Source organism: Jannaschia seohaensis (assembly GCF_900116765.1).
GTDB lineage: Bacteria > Pseudomonadota > Alphaproteobacteria > Rhodobacterales > Rhodobacteraceae > Jannaschia > Jannaschia seohaensis.
The window spans coordinates 1-2,426 of the sequence record NZ_UETC01000031.1; the positions used below are offsets into that span (position 1 = coordinate 1).

Sequence of the window (2,426 nt, forward strand, 5' to 3'; positions counted from 1 at the left end):
TGGTTTTAATGGGGATTGGGTGAGGGTTGGTTGGATTGCAGAATCCAGTCGCGAGGAAGGCCGATGCCGAAGACCGTCCCTCTGCCGCGCCCTGACGGGTGTGCGGCCTCTGTGCCATCCGGGTCTGGCGCGGGGCCGGATGGGGGGCAGGACGCCCCCGAGACGCTTGATTTGCCGGCTTTGGTGGATGTCAGCCAGGCCGAAGCGCTGCGCGCGCGGGCGCAGGCTTGGCTGTCGGCCCGGGCGGCGGCGGGCGGCGGGCGTGTCGCGCTGGCGGACCCGGACAATGTGCTCTCGCTGCAGATCGCCATCGCGACGGCGAAATCCGGCGCCGCCCTGGGGTTGGAGATCGCTCTGACCGGGGCGGACGGCCCGTTGCCGCATGAGATCCGCCTGACCTCGGACGCGGGGGCCCCGGCATGAGCGCGTCGCCCGCCGATATCTTCCTGCAGGAGACGGTCGAGGGGCTCGAAAGCCTGGAGCAGAGCCTGCTGCGCCTGGAGGAAGACGGCGCGCCGCAGATCGTGGACGAGGTCTTCCGCCTGCTGCACACGATCAAGGGCTCGGGCTACATGTTCGGGTTCGACGCGCTCGCGCGCTTCACCCATCTCTTCGAGAACGCCTTCGAGCGGGTGCGTGAGGGCAAGCTCGCGCTCAGTCACGGGCTGATCTCCACCGCGCTGGATGCCCGCGACCACATGCTCGCGCTGCTGGAAAGCAACAGCGACCCGGCCGCGCTCGCCACACTCGAGGGCAGCGCGACGGCGCGCGATCTCACCCATCGGATCACCGAATTCGTCGATCTGCCCGCGGAGGCGGCCGCATCCGCGCAGACGGCGCGCGCGGCGGCCGCCGAACCGGTCGTCTACACCATCCGCTACGCGCCGGACCCGTCCAGCCTGCGCAACGGGCATCGCCCGGACCTCCTGCTCGATGAGTTGGCCGCGCTGGGCCGGACGACCCTGATCGTGGAGGGCGGCGCGGTCCCGCCGCTCGACGCGCTAGAGCCGACGGCCTGCCATCTGAGCTGGCATATCCGCCTGGAGACGACGGCAAGCCTGGAGGAGGTCCGCTTCGTCTTCGTCTTCCTGGAGCCGGAGGAATACCAGATCGAGACGCCGGAGCCGGCCTCCGCATCCACGCCCGCCGTCCCCGTGCCCCGGCCCGAGGCCGCCGCGACGCTCCCGCCCCCGAAATCCGCCAATGTCCGCATCCCGGCCGCGCGGCTGGACGAGTTGATGGACCAGCTGGGCGAATTGGTGATCGCGCAGACGCGGCTCGATCAGCTGGCCGGTGAGACGGACGATCCCGCCATGCTCGCCGTCTCGGAGGAGTTGGCGCGCCTCATCAACGGCTTGCGGGACTCCACCCTGGCCATGCGGATGCTGCCCATCGAGGTCGTCTTCGGCAAGTTCCGCCGCGTCGTGCGCAGCCTCGCCGACGAGCTGGGCAAGGACGTGGCCCTGGTGACGACCGGCGGCGACACCGAGCTCGACAAGAACGTCATCGACAGCCTGACCGAGCCGCTGGTCCACATGATCCGCAACGCGATGGACCATGGCATCGAGACCGCCGAGGCGCGCCGCGCCGCCGGCAAGCCCGCCCGCGCGACGGTCGGCCTGGCCGCCCGGCAATCCGGCGGCGAGGTGCTGATCAGCGTGACCGACGATGGCCGCGGCCTGGACGAGGACGCGATCCGCGCCCGGGCGATCGAGCGCGGGCTGCTCTCCGACAGCGATCAGCCGACCGCCGCGGAGCTGCATCAGATGATCTTCGAGCCGGCCTTCTCGACGGCGCAGCAGGTCTCCAGCGTCTCGGGCCGCGGCGTCGGCATGGACGCGGTCCGCCGGGTGGTGAACGACCTGCGCGGCTCGATCGAGATCCGCACGCAGAAAGGCGCGGGCACCGTCGTGACCCTGCGCCTGCCCGTGACCCTGGCGATCATCGACGGGCTCTTGGTGCGCGTCGGCGACGGGGTCTTCGTGCTGCCCCTCTCCTCGGTCAATGAATGCGTGGAACTGGCCGCCGCCGACGAGCGCCGCGACAGCGGCCGCACCATGCTGCGCATCCGCGACGAGCTGGTGCCCTTCATCCGCCTGCGCGAGATCTTCGGCATCCCGCCCTCGGACGGCCCCACCCGCCGCGCCGTCATCGTCAGCGCCGAGGGCCGCCGCATCGGCCTCGTCGTCGACGACGTGCTGGGCCAGCACCAGACCGTCATCAAGACCTTCAGCTGCTTCCACCGCGACATCGAGGGCTTCGCCGGCAGCACCATCCTCGGCGACGGCCGCGTCGCCCTCATCGTCGACGTCTTGGCCCTCATCCGATCCGTCCAGCACAGCCTCGCAGACACACACACCATCGCCGCATGAGACCAACCGAAAATGAAACAACAACCCAAACAATCACAACTCATGATCCTCACG

Annotated in this window: 2 protein-coding genes; both read left to right on the forward strand. The window is 70.0% G+C overall.

Annotation, left to right across the window (positions count from 1 at the left end):
• The first annotated feature begins 63 nt into the window (after window positions 1-63).
• Entirely contained in the window at window positions 64-423 is a 360-nt protein-coding gene (locus DTQ71_RS23030) for a hypothetical protein (RefSeq protein WP_146204928.1), read from the forward strand.
• On the forward strand, window positions 420-2,372 hold the full coding sequence (locus tag DTQ71_RS23035) for a chemotaxis protein CheA (RefSeq protein ID WP_109566621.1): 1,953 nt from the start codon (window positions 420-422) through the stop codon (window positions 2,370-2,372). Before DTQ71_RS23030 ends, DTQ71_RS23035 begins: the two co-directional genes overlap by 4 nt.
• Window positions 2,373-2,426: the final 54 nt, after the last annotated feature.